This window comes from Pseudomonas sp. FBCC-B545 (assembly GCF_059134095.1).
The window spans coordinates 5,274,472-5,289,623 of sequence record NZ_CP101441.1 but is presented as its reverse complement, the minus strand read 5'-3'; the positions used below and the strand labels follow the sequence as shown (position 1 = coordinate 5,289,623).

Annotated in this window: 14 protein-coding genes; 8 read left to right on the top strand and 6 right to left on the bottom strand. The window is 60.8% G+C overall.

Annotated elements, in window-relative coordinates:
- Positions 1 to 78: 78 nt before the first annotated feature.
- From NMB39_RS24430 to NMB39_RS24420, 3 genes are all read left to right on the top strand, one after another.
- Entirely contained in the window at positions 79 to 696 is a 618-nt protein-coding gene (locus tag NMB39_RS24430; protein ID WP_005784778.1) for a glutathione S-transferase N-terminal domain-containing protein, read from the top strand.
- Positions 697 to 713: 17 nt separating this feature from the next.
- Positions 714 to 1,133 (top strand): ClpXP protease specificity-enhancing factor, encoded by a 420-nt coding sequence (locus tag NMB39_RS24425; RefSeq protein WP_057013888.1) that lies wholly within the window; start codon positions 714 to 716, stop codon positions 1,131 to 1,133.
- A gap of 159 nt (positions 1,134 to 1,292) precedes the next feature.
- On the top strand, positions 1,293 to 2,042 hold the full coding sequence (locus NMB39_RS24420; protein ID WP_032877801.1) for a FadR/GntR family transcriptional regulator: 750 nt from the start codon (positions 1,293 to 1,295) through the stop codon (positions 2,040 to 2,042).
- A 161-nt stretch (positions 2,043 to 2,203) separates the two neighbouring features.
- Here the strand turns inward: NMB39_RS24420 and NMB39_RS24415 are convergent, their stop codons facing one another.
- Positions 2,204 to 3,361, bottom strand: coding sequence for a phospholipase (locus tag NMB39_RS24415; RefSeq protein WP_198721417.1), 1,158 nt, complete (start codon positions 3,359 to 3,361; stop codon positions 2,204 to 2,206).
- Positions 3,362 to 3,598: 237 nt separating this feature from the next.
- Between NMB39_RS24415 and kdgD the strand changes: the two genes are divergently transcribed.
- The 5 genes from kdgD to NMB39_RS24390 all read left to right on the top strand — a co-directional run bounded on the left by kdgD (position 3,599) and on the right by NMB39_RS24390 (position 10,216).
- On the top strand, positions 3,599 to 4,510 hold the full coding sequence (gene kdgD / locus NMB39_RS24410) for a 5-dehydro-4-deoxyglucarate dehydratase (protein WP_043048557.1): 912 nt from the start codon (positions 3,599 to 3,601) through the stop codon (positions 4,508 to 4,510).
- A 54-nt stretch (positions 4,511 to 4,564) separates the two neighbouring features.
- A complete protein-coding gene (locus NMB39_RS24405; RefSeq protein ID WP_494339957.1) occupies positions 4,565 to 6,010 on the top strand; it encodes an aldehyde dehydrogenase family protein in 1,446 nt (481 codons plus the stop codon).
- A gap of 172 nt (positions 6,011 to 6,182) precedes the next feature.
- The gene (locus NMB39_RS24400; protein WP_057021570.1) at positions 6,183 to 7,547 is read left to right on the top strand and encodes an MFS transporter; all 1,365 of its coding nucleotides are present in this window, start codon (positions 6,183 to 6,185) and stop codon (positions 7,545 to 7,547) included.
- A 10-nt stretch (positions 7,548 to 7,557) separates the two neighbouring features.
- Entirely contained in the window at positions 7,558 to 9,111 is a 1,554-nt protein-coding gene (gene garD / locus NMB39_RS24395) for a galactarate dehydratase (protein WP_046070907.1), read from the top strand.
- A 163-nt stretch (positions 9,112 to 9,274) separates the two neighbouring features.
- Positions 9,275 to 10,216 (top strand): AEC family transporter, encoded by a 942-nt coding sequence (locus NMB39_RS24390; RefSeq protein ID WP_057021569.1) that lies wholly within the window; start codon positions 9,275 to 9,277, stop codon positions 10,214 to 10,216.
- On the opposite strand, the gene NMB39_RS24385 is transcribed toward NMB39_RS24390, so the two are convergent.
- The 5 genes from NMB39_RS24385 to gatA form a co-directional block, all read right to left on the bottom strand.
- On the bottom strand, positions 10,213 to 10,593 hold the full coding sequence (locus tag NMB39_RS24385) for a carboxymuconolactone decarboxylase family protein (protein WP_046070908.1): 381 nt from the start codon (positions 10,591 to 10,593) through the stop codon (positions 10,213 to 10,215). The genes NMB39_RS24390 and NMB39_RS24385 overlap by 4 nt on opposite strands.
- Positions 10,590 to 11,669: a calcium/sodium antiporter gene (locus NMB39_RS24380; protein ID WP_057021789.1), complete on the bottom strand. Its 1,080-nt coding sequence runs from the start codon at positions 11,667 to 11,669 to the stop codon at positions 10,590 to 10,592. The genes NMB39_RS24385 and NMB39_RS24380 overlap by 4 nt, the downstream gene beginning before the upstream one ends.
- A 25-nt stretch (positions 11,670 to 11,694) precedes the next feature.
- Positions 11,695 to 12,066, bottom strand: a complete 372-nt coding sequence (locus NMB39_RS24375; RefSeq protein WP_046070909.1) for a septal ring lytic transglycosylase RlpA family protein — start codon at positions 12,064 to 12,066, stop codon at positions 11,695 to 11,697.
- A 178-nt stretch (positions 12,067 to 12,244) separates the two neighbouring features.
- On the bottom strand, positions 12,245 to 13,690 hold the full coding sequence (gene gatB / locus NMB39_RS24370; protein ID WP_046070910.1) for an Asp-tRNA(Asn)/Glu-tRNA(Gln) amidotransferase subunit GatB: 1,446 nt from the start codon (positions 13,688 to 13,690) through the stop codon (positions 12,245 to 12,247).
- Positions 13,691 to 13,700: 10 nt separating this feature from the next.
- Entirely contained in the window at positions 13,701 to 15,152 is a 1,452-nt protein-coding gene (gatA, locus tag NMB39_RS24365) for an Asp-tRNA(Asn)/Glu-tRNA(Gln) amidotransferase subunit GatA (RefSeq protein ID WP_494339958.1), read from the bottom strand.

Below are 15,152 nucleotides of genomic sequence, written 5' to 3'. Positions count from 1 at the left end.
ACCGGACGTTACAGGGATGCTCTCTGGGCGCGCTCGTTTTTGAGCTTTCGATAATTTCAACAAGCGAGGAGGACCGCCATGGGCGTGACCAATCGGTTGGCCTGTTACTCCGACCCCGCCGACCACTATTCCCACCGAGTACGCATCGTGCTCGCAGAGAAGGGTGTCAGCGCCGAGATCATCAGTGTGGAGGCGGGCCGTCATCCGCCGAAACTGATCGAAGTGAACCCTTACGGCAGCTTGCCCACCCTGGTCGATCGTGACCTGGCGTTGTGGGAGTCAACCGTGGTGATGGAATACTTGGATGAGCGTTACCCTCATCCGCCTTTGCTGCCGGTATACCCGGTGGCGCGTGCCAATAGCCGCCTGCTGATCCATCGGATCCAGCGCGACTGGTGCGGGCTGGTGGATGTGATTCTGGATTCGCGTTCAAAAGAAGCCGCTCGGGTGCAGGCGCGCAAGGAATTGCGCGAGAGCCTGACCGGCGTTTCGCCGTTGTTCGCCGACAAACCTTTTTTCCTCAGTGAGGAACAAAGCTTGGTGGATTGTTGCCTATTACCCATACTTTGGCGCTTGCCGATCCTGGGCATTGAACTGCCACGGCCGGCCAAGCCGTTGCTTGATTACATGGAGCGCCAGTTTGCGCGTGAGGCTTTCCAGGCAAGTCTGTCTGGTGTCGAACGCGATATGCGCTAAGGCTTAAGGAGCCGTTGATGAACTCCAGTCGACCTTACCTGGTCCGCGCGCTCTATGAGTGGATTGTGGACAACGATTGCACCCCGCACATGCTGGTCAATTCCGAATTTCCTGCGGTTCAGGTACCGCAGGGTTTTGCCAGTGACGGACAAATCGTGCTGAACGTATCCCCCAGTGCCGTGCGCCACCTGCACATGGACAACGAAGCGGTGAGCTTCGAAGGGCGTTTCGGCGGTGTGCCCCATACGCTGTTCGTGCCAATCGGTGCCATCCTCGGGATTTATGCCCGGGAAAATGGCCAAGGCATGGTGTTCGATCTGGAGTCGCCTTTCGAGGACGGCGAAACGATCGAAGGTGAAGGCGGTGATGATGTGCCGCCACCGGATACCGAGCCGCCGCGCCCTAGCGGTCGGCCGAGCTTGAAAGTGGTGAAGTAGGCGGATTACGCCTCCAGGCCCATGTGAAAAATGCCTCGACTGCTGTCGGGGCATTTTTTTTGCGCGAAGGATATGGATGAAAGTCGCGCCGGAACGGTGATCGTACAACCACCATGGGCTATGATGCGGTCTTTAGTTCGCCGAGAAAGATGGTTCATCATGGAAAACGCCAGCGCCGCTCCACGTCTTCCCCGCAAGCGCCGCAGCCTTGCCCAGGAATTGGTCACGGTGTTGTCCGAGCAGATCCGCGACGGCCAGCTCAAGCGCGGCGACAAGCTGCCCACCGAGTCGGCGATCATGGACGCCCATGGCGTCAGCCGCACTGTGGTGCGTGAAGCCATCTCGCGTCTGCAAGCGGCGGGGCAGGTCGAGACCCGCCACGGTATCGGCACCTTTGTGCTGGACACGCCAAGCCCCAGCGGTTTCCGCATTGACCCGGCCACCGTGGTGACGTTGCGTGATGTATTGGCGATCCTCGAGCTGCGTATCAGCCTTGAAGTGGAGTCCGCGGGCCTTGCAGCCTTGCGTCGCAGCGATGCACAGCTGGCCGCCATGCGTGCGGCCCTCGATGCCCTGAATGAAAGCGCGGCCCATGCCGGCGATGCGGTAGCTTCGGACTTTGCCTTCCATCTGGAAATTGCGTTGTCTACCGGCAACCGTTACTTCACCGACATCATGACCCACCTGGGTACCAGCATTATTCCACGCACGCGTCTGAATTCGGCGCGCCTGGCCCATGATGACCAACAGCACTACATGAGTCGCCTGAGTCGCGAACACGAAGAGATTTATGAGGCGATTGCACGCCAGGATTCGGATGCGGCACGCGCGGCCATGCGTCTGCATTTGACCAATAGCCGCGAACGGCTGCGCCATGCCCATGAAGAGGCCGAGGCGCAGCGCGGTTGAAGGCTGATTCGCCGCGATCCAAATGTGGGAGGGCCGGTGCGACGATTCGACTTGCCCGCGAAGACGTCGGCCCAGCAAACATTGATGTCGGTTGACCCACCGCTATCGGGGGCAAGCCCCCTCCCACAGTTGATCTCCATTGCCTGGATGATTGCGGCTACTTAGCTGGTGGGTTGATTGGGCTTGTAGTCCTTAAGCAACAAGTACGTACTCCAACCCCACCAATCATTGGTCCAGTGCTTGTCGTTCAGGTCATTGACGTCCTTGCGCCGCAGCACCTTGTCTCCCTCCATTTTGAACAGTGGCGAGAAGTTGTTCGCCGGGTTTTGCGCCGCGTTCAAGTCGGGCACATACAGTGGTGCCTTGAAGCTGGCTGGGGAGGGCGCGATACCGCTGATGAAAGTCTCGAAGATCTCATCAGCCGAAGCCTGTACTGCGCGTTTGACCTGCATGCGGTTGTCCGCGTCGATGTCATCGAAGTAGCGTTTATCCCCATAGGCATGCCATTGATCGCCCATGGCATTGCGCACCTTGAGCCCGAACTTGCTGTCTTCATCGTGCATGAAACGGCTTATCAGCGAACCCAGTTCGCCCGGCGTCACTACCGCTGCCAGTTGCTTGCGCGGTACGCGCAGGTGGCCGGCGGAAAACAGGTCAGTCAAGAAATGATCAGCAAAGCTGTTCATCGCATAAGCCAGCTCGAGGGCCTGATCGGTGCCGGTTTGATGGGCCGCGACGGCCTGTTGCAGCGCTGCCGTGTGGCCGGCCAGGTACGCCGACAGGGCCCACTCGCCGAAGTGGTCGGCGTTGTCCGCCGCCAGCTTCAGGTAGCGCCCCAGGGGGATGAGGGCTGAAACAGCGCTGCCACCGCCGGTGATGCGGTTCCACTCCTCGGACAACGTATCACCCAAGGCGTCATAGGCTTCGTGGGGCTGCTTGCCGTCCTTGATCGCCTGCTTGACTGCGGCGGTCTCCTTTTGCATCACCGCCAGGATCTTGTGGGCTTCTTCCCGGGAGGCAGGTAGCACTGCCAGAGAGTTGAAGGCCGCATTGAAACGTTGCACGCGCTCGGCAGGGGAAGCGCCATCGCTGATAGCTTGGCCAGGAATGCCATAGAAATCGCCGCCCAGGGCGATCACTTGGCCGTAGGTCAGTGCGAGCCCGTTGGGCAGGTGCAGTTCGACTTGGTGGGCGGGGATCGCCGGCGCGTCCGTGGCGAAATGTAAAAGGGTTTCATCACCGATGGCGGTGTGCTCACCCCCTTCGAAACGTAGGGTCGGCGCTTGCTTTTGCGGTGCAGCGAGTTCTAGACCTGACATGTTAGCTCCTTGCTATGTCGTAGGAATCTTCCTTGATGGCTGTATGTATATACAGCTATTTTGAGAATAAAGGAGAAATTTCCTACGTCAAGTGGCATCGTTAAACGTGCCGGCTTTGCGATGAGCAGCGATGAATTGCAGTTGACGAATCTTTTTATAGTTGTACGATGACGTACGACATCACCAAAACCAACAACAACCTTTCGTTAGAAAGTCTTCGCCCAGGGTGTTCGAATAATGAATCCACAAGAACTGAAGTCCATCCTCTCCCACGGTCTGCTGTCTTTCCCGGTGACCGATTTCACTGCCCAGGGTGATTTCCACCAGGCGGGCTATATCAAACGCCTGGAATGGTTGGCCCCGTATGGCGCCACCGCCTTGTTCGCAGCGGGTGGCACCGGTGAGTTTTTCTCCCTCGCCGCGAGCGAATACTCCCAAGTGGTCAAAACCGCCGTTGATACCTGCGCCACCAGCGTGCCGATCCTGGCCGGTGTGGGCGGTGCGACCCGTCAGGCCATCGAGTACGCCCAAGAGGCCGAACGCCTCGGCGCCAAAGGCTTGCTGCTGCTGCCGCACTACCTCACCGAAGCCAGCCAGGACGGGGTGGCTGCACACGTTGAAGCGGTGTGCAAGTCGGTCAAGATCGGCGTAGTGGTCTACAACCGCAATGTCTGCCGCCTGACTGCGCCACTGCTGGAGCGCCTGGCCGAGCGCTGCCCGAACCTGATCGGCTACAAGGATGGCCTGGGTGATATCGAGTTGATGGTGTCGATCCGCCGCCGCCTCGGCGACCGTTTCAGCTACCTCGGCGGCCTGCCGACTGCAGAGGTTTATGCCGCGGCCTACAAGGCCCTGGGGGTTCCGGTGTACTCCTCGGCAGTGTTCAACTTCATCCCGAAAACCGCGATGGATTTCTACCACGCCATTGCCCGCGAAGATCACGCCACCGTCGGCAAGATCATCGATGACTTCTTCCTGCCGTACCTGGACATCCGCAACCGTAAAGCCGGTTACGCAGTGAGCATCGTCAAGGCCGGTGCGAAAATCGTCGGTTATGACGCCGGGCCGGTGCGCACGCCGCTCACCGACCTGCTGCCGGAAGAGTACGAAGCCCTGGCCGCGCTGATCGACAAGCAAGGCCCGCAGTAAATTATCCACAAGGCCGCTGAGCAATCAGCGGCCTTTTGCGTCAGGAGAAGTTTCGTGTCCCAAGCAAAGCGTTTTGAGAACTACATCAATGGCGAATGGGTAACCGGCGCCGAATACTGCGCCAATATCAACCCGTCGGATGTGTCCGATGTCATTGGCGACTATGCCAAGGCGGATGTGGCCCAAGTCAACGCGGCCATCGACGCCGCCCGCGCCGCGTTCCCGGGCTGGTCGACTTCCGGTATCCAAGCGCGTCACGATGCCCTGGACAAAGTCGGCAGCGAAATCCTCGCCCGTCGTGAAGAGCTCGGCACCCTGCTGGCCCGTGAAGAGGGCAAGACCCTGCCCGAGGCCATTGGCGAAGTGACCCGGGCCGGCAATATCTTCAAGTTCTTTGCCGGTGAATGCCTGCGCCTGTCGGGTGATTACGTGCCGTCGGTACGCCCGGGCGTCAACGTTGAAGTCACTCGTGAAGCCCTTGGTGTGGTCGGCTTGATCACCCCGTGGAACTTCCCGATTGCCATTCCCGCCTGGAAGATCGCCCCGGCCCTGGCCTACGGCAACTGCGTGGTGATCAAGCCCGCCGAACTGGTGCCGGGTTGTGCCTGGGCCCTGGCGGAAATCATCTCCCGTGCCGGTTTCCCGGCCGGTGTGTTCAACCTGGTGATGGGCAGCGGCCGTGTGGTCGGTGATGTGTTGGTCAACAGCCCGAAAGTCGATGGCATCAGTTTCACCGGCTCCGTCGGCGTGGGCCGTCAGATCGCCGTCAGCTGTGTATCGCGCCAGGCCAAGGTGCAGTTGGAAATGGGCGGCAAGAACCCGCAGATTATTCTCGATGACGCCGACCTCAAGCAGGCCGTCGAGTTGTCGGTACAGAGCGCGTTTTACTCCACCGGCCAGCGTTGCACCGCGTCGAGCCGTTTGATTGTCACTGCGGGTATTCACGACCAGTTTGTGGCGGCCATGGCCGAGCGCATGCAGTCGATCAAGGTCGGCCACGCGCTGCAAAGCGGCACCGACATCGGCCCGGTGGTTTCCCAGGCCCAGTTGGACCAGGACCTGAAATACATCGACATCGGCCAAAGCGAAGGTGCGCGGCTGGTGAGTGGCGGTGGCCTGGTGACCTGCGACACCGAAGGCTATTACCTGGCGCCGACACTGTTTGCCGACAGCGAAGCTGCCATGCGTATCAGCCGCGAAGAAATCTTCGGCCCGGTGGCCAACGTGGTACGCGTGGCGGACTACGAAGCGGCACTGGCCATGGCCAACGACACCGAGTTCGGCCTGTCGGCGGGGATTGCCACCACCTCGCTGAAATACGCCAACCACTTCAAGCGCCACTCCCAGGCCGGGATGGTGATGGTCAACCTGCCGACCGCGGGTGTGGACTACCACGTTCCGTTCGGCGGCCGTAAGGGCTCATCCTACGGTTCGCGTGAGCAAGGTCGCTATGCGCAAGAGTTCTACACCGTGGTGAAAACCAGCTACATCGGTTCGTAATACCCGTTTCACTGTCGGAGCGAGTTTGCTCGCGAAGAACGTCAACGATTACGCGAGCATTCAGGATGCACGCGGCGCCTGCGTGTTTTTCGCGAGCAAGCTCGCTCCTACAGGGGGCGGCACCGACATAACTATTACCCGCAAAAAAAATAATTAGTGGGAGTACTTCTACATGCAAGCGACCAAGCCGACCCATGTCCGCTATTTGATCCTGCTCATGCTGTTCCTGGTGACCACGATCAACTACGCCGACCGGGCCACCATCGCCATCGCCGGTTCCAGCCTGCAAAAAGACCTCGGCATCGACGCGGTCACCCTCGGTTATATCTTTTCCGCTTTCGGTTGGGCCTACGTTGCCGGGCAAATCCCCGGCGGCTGGTTGCTCGATCGCTTCGGTTCGAAAAAAATCTATGCCCTGAGCATCTTCACCTGGTCACTGTTCACCGTGCTGCAAGGCTATGTCGGTGAGTTCGGTGTCTCCACCGCCGTGGTCGCGCTGTTTATGCTGCGTTTTATGGTGGGCCTGGCCGAGGCACCCTCGTTTCCGGGAAATGCCCGCATTGTTGCGGCGTGGTTTCCGACGGCTGAACGCGGCACCGCGTCGGCGATCTTCAATTCGGCGCAGTACTTCGCCACGGTGTTGTTCGCGCCATTGATGGGCTGGATCGTCTACCGCTTTGGCTGGCAGCATGTGTTTATCGTGATGGGCGTGATCGGCATCGTGTTCTCGTTGATCTGGCTGAAAGTTATCCACAGCCCGCGCCAGCACCCGATGATCAACGAGGCCGAGTTCAATCACATCGCCGCCAATGGCGCGATGGTCGACATGGACCAGGACAAAGGCAAGGGCAAGAAAACCGACGGGCCGAAGTGGGATTACATCCGTCAACTGCTGACCAACCGCATGATGCTCGGTGTGTACCTGGGCCAGTACTGCATCAACGGCATCACCTATTTCTTCCTCACCTGGTTCCCGGTGTACCTGGTGCAGGACCGTGGCATGACCATTCTCAAGGCCGGTTTCATTGCCTCGTTGCCGGCGATCTGCGGCTTTATCGGCGGGGTGCTTGGCGGGGTGATTTCCGATTACCTGCTGCGCAAGGGCCACTCGCTGACCTTTGCCCGCAAGGCACCGATTATCGGCGGCCTGCTGATTTCCAGCAGCATCGTGGCGTGCAACTACGTGGACATCGAATGGATGGTGGTGGGCTTCATGGCGCTGGCCTTCTTCGGTAAAGGCGTTGGCGCATTGGGTTGGGCGGTGGTGTCCGACACCTCGCCGAAACAGATCGCCGGCCTCAGTGGCGGCTTGTTCAACACCTTCGGTAACCTGGCCTCCATTACCACGCCGATCGTGATCGGCTACATCATCAGCACCACCGGCTCGTTCAAGTGGGCCCTGGTGTTCGTTGGCGCCAATGCCCTGGTGGCGGTGTTCAGCTATCTGGTGATTGTCGGCCCGATCAAGCGCGTGGTGCTCAAGGAGCCGCCCACCAAAGGCCCGGAGTTGACCAACCTTTCCCAAGCGCATTCCTGAGGTTCGTGTGATGCAGTTGATTGAACATGCCGACTCGCCGCGCTCCATCCGTTTGCACGAGCGCGACAACGTAGTGATCGTGGTGAACGACCAGGGCGTGCCGGCGGGCACTGAATTTCCCGACGGCCTGGTCACCGTGGATTTTATTCCCCAGAGCCACAAGGTGACCCTGGAAGATATCCCCGAGGGCGGCCGGATCATTCGCTACGGCCAGACCATCGGTTATGCCTTGGCGCCAATACCCCGTGGCAGTTGGGTGCAGGAGGATCAGCTGCGCATGCCGACCGCGCCACCCCTGGACAGTTTGCCGCTGTCCACCGAGGTGCCTGAAACCCAGGCACCGTTGGAGGGGTTTACCTTCGAGGGCTATCGCAATGCCGATGGCACGGTGGGCACGCGCAATATCCTCGGCATCACCACCACCGTGCAGTGCGTTACCGGTGTGCTGGACCATGCGGTCAAGCGCATCAAGGATGAGTTGCTGCCCAAATACCCGCATGTTGATGATGTAGTAGCTCTGACCCATAGCTACGGCTGCGGCGTGGCGATTACGGCGACGGACGCCTATATCCCGATCCGTACGGTGCGCAACCTGGCACGTAACCCGAACCTGGGCGGCGAAGCCTTGGTGATCAGCCTGGGCTGCGAGAAATTGCAGGCCGGGCAGGTGATGCACGACAACGACAGCTCCGTGGACCTGAGCGAGCCATGGCTGTACCGCTTGCAGGACTCCAGCCACGGTTTTACCGAAATGATCGAACAGATCATGGAACTGGCCGAAGTGCGCTTGAAAAAACTCGACCAGCGTCGCCGGGAAACCGTACCGGCCTCCGAGTTGATCCTGGGCATGCAGTGCGGCGGCAGTGATGCGTTTTCCGGCATCACCGCCAATCCGGCGCTGGGGTATGCCTCTGACCTGCTGCTGCGGGCTGGGGCGACGGTAATGTTTTCCGAAGTGACGGAGGTGCGTGATGCGATCTACCTGCTCACGTCACGCGCGCAAAACGAGGACGTCGCCCGCGAGCTGGTCAGGGAAATGGACTGGTACGATCGTTACCTGGCCAAGGGCGAAGCCGATCGCAGCGCCAATACCACACCGGGTAACAAGAAGGGTGGGCTGTCGAATATCGTCGAGAAGTCCTTGGGCTCCATCGTCAAATCCGGCAGCAGCGCGATCAATGGCGTGCTCGGCCCGGGTGAGCGCTTCAAGGGCAAAGGGCTGATCTTCTGCGCTACACCTGCCAGTGATTTCGTGTGCGGCACCTTGCAACTGGCGGCCGGGATGAACCTGCATGTGTTCACAACCGGGCGCGGCACGCCCTATGGGTTGGCGATGGCGCCGGTGGTAAAGGTCTCGACCCGTACCGAGCTGGCCCAGCGTTGGCCGGACCTGATCGATATCGATGCCGGGCGCATTGCTACCGGGCGTGCGAGTATCGAAGAACTGGGCTGGGAGTTGTTCCACTTCTACCTGGATGTGGCCAGTGGCAGGAAGCAGACGTGGGCGGAGCATCACAAACTGCATAACGACATTACCCTGTTCAACCCGGCTCCTATTACCTGAGACCGAGGCGCCTGCATCGGGGGCAAGCCCCCTCCCACATTCGATCGGGTGAACGCGGTCGAGGTGGGAAGGGGGCTTGCCCCCGATTGCGGTAGACCAGACGACACGGGCTGCATGGCTTATCATTAGCCACCTACCGACGCCCACCAAGGTTCTCCCCGGCATGCTGGCAATTTTCCTCACCACCCTCACCATCACCGCGCCGGTGTTCGCCATGCTGTTCCTCGGTGTGCTGCTCAAGCGCATCCAATGGATTAACGACAACTTTATCCATACCGCTTCGTCGCTGGTGTTCAACGTCACCATGCCGGCGCTGTTGTTCCTGGGCATCCTGCATGCCGACCTGCACGCGGCGCTCAAGCCGGGTTTGCTCATCTACTTTTCAATCGCCACACTGCTGAGCTTCGCCCTGGCCTGGGGCTGGGCGATCTTTCGCTGCAAGCGCGAAGACCGTGGGATCTATACCCAAGGCGCATTTCGTGGCAACAACGGCGTGATCGGCCTGGCGCTGGCGGCCAGCATGTACGGCGACTACGGTATCTCCCTCGGCGCGATCCTCGCGGCGCTGGTGATCCTGTTCTACAACACGCTGTCGACCATTGTGTTGGCGGTGTACAGCCCGGTGATCAAGTCCGACCCATGGAGCATCTTCAAGAGCGTGGTGGCCAACCCGCTGATCATCAGCGTGATCGTCGCCGCGCCGTTCGCTTACTTGCAGATCGGCCTGCCCGGCTGGCTGGAAAAGTCCATGCAGTATCTGGCCGACACCACGTTGCCGTTGGCGTTGATCTGCATCGGCGGCACCTTGTCCCTGGCGGCATTGCGCAAAAGCGGCAACATGGCGCTGAGCGCAAGCTTGATGAAGATGGTCTGGCTGCCGGTAATCGCGACCCTGGGCGCCTGGCTATTGGGGTTCCGCGGGCCGGAGCTGGGGATCCTGTTCCTGTACTTCGGCGCGCCGACTGCCGCCGCGAGCTTCGTAATGGCCAGGGCGGCGCAAGGCAATCATGAGCTGGCGGCGGCGATCATTGTGATCACCACACTGATGGCGGCGGTGACCACCAATATCGGGATCTTCGTGTTGCAGGCAGGTGGCTGGATCTAGGCGTCTTTCTGGTAGCTGTCGATCACTTCCTGCGCGGCCCGAAACGCGTCAATCGCCGCCGGCACCCCCGCATACACCGCGCAATGCAGCAGCGCTTCGCGTATCTCTTCGACCGTGCAGCCATTGTTCAAGGCACCGCGCACGTGGCCCTTGAGTTCCTGTGGGCACTTGAGGGCGGTCAGGGCGGCGAGGGTTATAAGGCTGCGGGTCTTGAGCGGTAAGCCTTCGCGGTTCCATACGCTGCCCCACGCGTGCTCGTTGACGAAATCCTGCAGCGGCTGGGTGAACGCTGTGGCATTGCCCAGGGCGCGGTCGACGAACACATCGCCCATGACTTGGCGACGCACTTCAACTCCTGGCCTTTTCTGATCGTTCATTGCGATTCCCTCTTGTGTTGGCGATGCCAGGCGCGCAGTGAGGTAAGCAACAGCAAAATCACCAACGCCGGCAGGACGTAATACAACATCAGCTGTTCAAGCTTGTTGGCCAGGGGCATGCCGGTGGTGAAGGCCATCACATGCAGGCCGTACGCCAGATATAGCCCCAGCAGCACCAGCCCTTCGATACGCGTCACCCGGTAGCCGGTATAGAACACCGGCAGGCACAGGATGATGGCGCCAAGCATGACCGGCAAATCAAAATCCAAGGCATTGGGGGATACCGACAGCGGCGACGGCGCCACCAGCGCGGTAAAGCCCAGCACCCCCAGCAGGTTGAACAGGTTACTGCCGATCACGTTGCCCACCGCAATTTCCCGTTCGCCCCGCAACGCGGCGATCAGTGACGTGGCGAGGCAGGGCAGCGAGGTGCCCACGCCAATCAGCGTCAGGCCGATGACCCGCTCCGACAAGCCCAGGTCGCCCGCCACGTCCACCGCTGCGCCGAGTAGCAGATGCCCGGCCAATACCAATATCAGCAGCCCGCCGAACATCAGCAACACACTGCTCAGCCAGGGTGCCTTGGTGACGGTGTCCAGGCTTCGCGGACGGCGCGAATGGCGCGTCTGGTAATGCAGCACGCCCAGGTAGGCCAACAGCGCCACCAGCAATACGCCGCCATCCAATGGCGTGAGCATTTCGTTGGCCGCCAGGATAAACACCAGCAGGCCGGCGAAGATCATCACCGGGATATCCACGCGCACCAGTTGCCGCGATACGCGCAAGGGAATGATCAGCGCCGACAGGCCCAGGGTGACGAGGATATTGAAGATGCTGCTGCCAATCACACTGCCTACGGCAATGTCGGTATTGCCGGCCAATGTGGCCTGCAGGCTGACGGTCATCTGCGGTGCGCTGCTGCCGAAGGCGACGATGCTCAAGCCGATGATCAGCGGCCGCACCTTGAGGCTGGCCGCCAGGCGCACGGCGGCGCGTACCAGGATTTCAGCGCCGGCGATCAGCAGCAACAGGCCGCCAACCAGTTCGAGCAGGCTCCAGGGCGAAAGGGCGTTCAACGCGAAAATGCTCAAGGCTGCCTCGTCAGTTGTTCAGGGCTTGCACGCGAACCCGTGCGGTACCGCTGCCCAGCATACGCAGTTGCTCGGCAGCCTTGCGGGAAAGGTCGATCAGGCGCCCGCGGGTATGCGGGCCGCGGTCATTGATACGCACTACCACCGATCGGTCGTTGTCGAGATTGGTCACCTTGACCTGGGTGCCGAAGGGCAGGCGCCTGTGGGCGGCGGTCAGGGCGTTCTGGTTGAAAGGTTCACCACTGGCGGTTCGCTTGCCATGGTGCCTGGCGCCGTAATAGGAGGCGGTGCCGGTTTCGTCGTAGCCTTTGGGGTCGATGAGGCCGCTGGCGCAACCGGCCAGCAGGGAGGACAGGGCCAGGAGGCCGAGTAGACGCTTCATTGTCAGGAAATCCCCAATAAAAAATGTGGAGAGGGGGCTTATGTGGGAGGGGGCTTGCTCCCGATAGCGGTGAAGCAGTCAACACATGCGTTGACTGAAACGCCCTCATCGGGAGCAAGCCCCCTCCCACACAGGTTGGAGCCAGACCTTGAAGTCTGCTCCAACCATTTCACGGCTATCAGCCTTCGAGCTTGCTTTTGAGCAGTTCGTTGACCTGTTGCGGGTTGGCCTTGCCTTTGGAGGCTTTCATCGCCTGGCCGACAAAGAAACCGAACATCTTGCCGCGCTTGGCTTCGTCTGCAGCGCGGTATTGCTCGACCTGTTCGGCATTCGCCGCGAGCATCTCATCAAGCACGGCCGAGATGGCGCCGCTGTCGGTGACTTGCTTGAGGCCGCGCTTGTCGATGATCTCGTCGGCGCTGCCTTCACCTGCGGCCATGGCTTCGAACACGGTCTTGGCGATCTTGCCGGAGATGGTGTTGTCCTTGATGCGCAGCAGCATGCCGCCCAGTTGTTCGGCAGTGACCGGCGCTTCGTCGATTTCCAGGCCCTGTTTGTTCAACAGGCTGCCCAGCTCAACCATCACCCAGTTGGCCGCCAGCTTGGCGTCGCCGGCAATGCCTACGACTTTCTCGAAGTAGTTGGCTTGCTCACGGCTGGAAGCCAGCACGCTGGCATCGTAGATCGACAATCCGAACTGCGCCTGGAAGCGCTCGCGTTTTTGCTGTGGCAGTTCCGGCAGGGTGGCGCGGATGTCATTGAGGAATGAATCCTCGAGCACCACCGGCAACAGGTCTGGATCGGGGAAGTAACGGTAGTCGTTGGCTTCCTCTTTGCTGCGCATGGCGCGGGTTTCGTCTTTGTTCGGATCGTACAGGCGGGTTTGCTGGATCACCTTGCCGCCGTCCTCGATCAGTTCGATCTGGCGACGCACTTCGCTGTTGATCGCCTTCTCGATGAAACGGAACGAGTTGACGTTCTTGATCTCGCAGCGGGTGCCAAACTCGACCTGGCCCTTTGGCCGGATCGACACGTTGCAATCGCAGCGCAGCGAGCCTTCGGCCATGTTGCCGTCGCAGATGCCCAGGTAGCGCACCAGCGCATGGATGGTCTTGACGTAAGCCACGGCTTCCTTGGCGCTGCGCATGTCCGGCTCGGAGACGATCTCCAGCAACGGCGTGCCGGCGCGGTTCAGGTCGATACCGGTGGCGCCCGGGAATTCTTCGTGCAGGCTTTTGCCGGCGTCTTCTTCCAGGTGTGCACGGGTTACGCCGACGCGCTTGATGGTGCCGTCTTCCAGTGCGATGTCCAGGTGGCCCTTGCCGACAATCGGCAACTCCATCTGGCTGATCTGGTAGCCCTTGGGCAGGTCCGGGTAGAAGTAGTTCTTGCGCGCGAACACGTTGTGCTGGCCGATCTCGGCGTCAATCGCCAAGCCGAACATCACGGCCATGCGCACCGCTTCCTGGTTCAGCACCGGCAGCACGCCGGGCATGCCCAGGTCGACCAGGCTGGCCTGCGTGTTGGGCTCGGACCCGAACGTGGTGGCGCTACCGGAGAAAATCTTCGATTGGGTGGCGAGCTGGGTATGAATCTCCAGCCCGATCACAACTTCCCATTGCATAGTGTTCTCCTCAGAAGCCGGTAGGGGTGCGGGTGTGCCAGTCGGTGTGCAACTGGTACTGGTGCGCCACATTGAGCAGGCGGCCTTCCTGGAAATACGGGGCGAGCAATTGCACGCCGACCGGCAGGCCATCGACGAAACCGGCGGGCATGGACAAGCCCGGCAAGCCCGCGAGGTTGGCGGTGATGGTGTAGAGGTCTTCCAGGTACTCGGCGATCGGGTCGCCGGTCTTGGCGCCGATCTTCCAGGCCGGGTTTGGCGTGGTTGGGCCGAGGATCACGTCGACTTCTTCAAAGGCAGCCATGAAGTCGTTCTTGATCAGGCGACGGATCTTTTGCGCCTTGAGGTAGTACGCGTCGTAGTAGCCAGCCGACAGGGCGTAGGCACCGACCATGATCCGGCGCTGGACTTCACTGCCGAAGCCTTCGCCACGGGAGCGTTTGTACAGGTCGGTGAGGTCTTTCGGGTTTTCGCAGCGGTAGCCGAAGCGCACGCCGTCGAAGCGCGACAGGTTGGAGGAAGCTTCTGCCGGCGCGATCACGTAGTAAGCGGGAATCGCGTGCTGGTTGTTCGGCAGGCTGATTTCCTTGATCACCGCGCCGAGCGTTTCCAGTTCCTTGATGCTGTTTTGCACCAGGTCGGCGATGCGTGGGTCGAGGCCGGCGCTGAAATACTCTTTCGGCACGCCAATGCGCAGGCCCTTGATCGAGGTGTTCAGGCTGGCGCTGTAGTCCGGCACCGGCTCGTCGATGCTGGTGGAGTCCTGTTTATCGAAGCCTGCCATGCCTTGTAACAATATCGCGCAGTCTTCGGCAGTGCGTGCCAACGGGCCGCCCTGATCCAGGCTGGAAGCGTAGGCGATCATGCCCCAGCGGGAAACGCGACCGTAGGTCGGCTTCAGGCCGGTGAGGTTGGTGAAGGCCGCCGGCTGGCGGATCGAGCCACCGGTGTCGGTAGCGGTGGCAGCCGGGAGGAAACGTGCGGCCACGGCCGCCGCCGAGCCACCGGACGAACCGCCGGGCACGTGCGCAAGATTCCACGGGTTTTTCACCGCGCCGTAGTAGCTCGACTCGTTGGCCGAGCCCATGGCGAACTCGTCCATGTTGGTCTTGCCCAGGGTCACGGCCCCGGCGGCGGCCAGCTTGGACACTACGGTGGCATCGTAGGGTGCCTTGAAGTTGTCGAGCATCTTCGAGCCACAGCTGGTGCGAATGCCCTGGGTGCAGAACAGGTCTTTGTGGGCGATTGGCGCGCCCAGCAGTGCGCCGTTTTCACCGTTGGCGCGTCGTACGTCGGCGGCCTTCGCCTGGCTCAGGGCCAGCTCTTCGGTGCGGCTGATGAAGCTGTTGACCTTGGGGTCCAGCTCGGCGATACGCGCCAGCAGGGTCTGGGTCAGCTCTTCGGAAGAAAACTTTTTGTCGGCGAGACCGCGGGCGATCTCGGCCAGAGTCATGTGATGCAT

Coding starts and splice junctions, on each gene's coding strand:
- NMB39_RS24430 (WP_005784778.1), top strand. CDS start 79: ATGGGCGTGACCAATCGGTTGGCCTGTTACTCCGACCCCGCCGACCAC.
- NMB39_RS24425 (WP_057013888.1), top strand. CDS start 714: ATGAACTCCAGTCGACCTTACCTGGTCCGCGCGCTCTATGAGTGGATT.
- NMB39_RS24420 (WP_032877801.1), top strand. CDS start 1,293: ATGGAAAACGCCAGCGCCGCTCCACGTCTTCCCCGCAAGCGCCGCAGC.
- NMB39_RS24415 (WP_198721417.1), bottom strand. CDS start 3,361: ATGTCAGGTCTAGAACTCGCTGCACCGCAAAAGCAAGCGCCGACCCTA.
- kdgD (WP_043048557.1), top strand. CDS start 3,599: ATGAATCCACAAGAACTGAAGTCCATCCTCTCCCACGGTCTGCTGTCT.
- NMB39_RS24400 (WP_057021570.1), top strand. CDS start 6,183: ATGCAAGCGACCAAGCCGACCCATGTCCGCTATTTGATCCTGCTCATG.
- garD (WP_046070907.1), top strand. CDS start 7,558: ATGCAGTTGATTGAACATGCCGACTCGCCGCGCTCCATCCGTTTGCAC.
- NMB39_RS24390 (WP_057021569.1), top strand. CDS start 9,275: ATGCTGGCAATTTTCCTCACCACCCTCACCATCACCGCGCCGGTGTTC.
- NMB39_RS24385 (WP_046070908.1), bottom strand. CDS start 10,593: ATGAACGATCAGAAAAGGCCAGGAGTTGAAGTGCGTCGCCAAGTCATG.
- NMB39_RS24375 (WP_046070909.1), bottom strand. CDS start 12,066: ATGAAGCGTCTACTCGGCCTCCTGGCCCTGTCCTCCCTGCTGGCCGGT.
- gatB (WP_046070910.1), bottom strand. CDS start 13,690: ATGCAATGGGAAGTTGTGATCGGGCTGGAGATTCATACCCAGCTCGCC.
- gatA (WP_494339958.1), bottom strand. CDS start 15,152: ATGCATCACATGACTCTGGCCGAGATCGCCCGCGGTCTCGCCGACAAA.